The sequence below is a fragment of the Aquitalea sp. S1-19 genome (assembly GCF_024343515.1).
The window spans coordinates 1-310 of sequence record NZ_RJTZ01000383.1 but is presented as its reverse complement, the minus strand read 5'-3'; the positions used below and the strand labels follow the sequence as shown (position 1 = coordinate 310).

At 67.7% G+C, this 310-nt stretch carries 1 pseudogene; it reads left to right on the top strand.

Annotated features, from left to right (window positions below):
- Positions 1–310, top strand: a pseudogene (locus tag EGI20_RS19180) (DUF927 domain-containing protein); the annotation flags it as partial.

Here is a 310-nt window from a genome sequence, read left to right as displayed (position 1 = left end):
GCCGGCAAGCACGCCCGTGCCGGGCAAGAAGTACGCCTGATCGACATTGCTGCCGATGCCGGTCGCGGCCTGGGCTTGTTCGACACGCTGGCCGGCCAGCCATCGGGTGCCGACCTGTCCATCGCATTCAAGCGCGGCGCGGCAAACCACTATGGCCACGCTGGGCGTGCTTTCCTGCACCGCGTGGTAGAAGATCGCGCCGCCGTACTGGATGCCATCCGCGAAGGCCGGGACAGCATCATGGCCGACGATGTACCCAAGGATGCCCCTGGCCAGGTAGTGCGGGCTGCCGGACGCTTCGCGCTGGTGG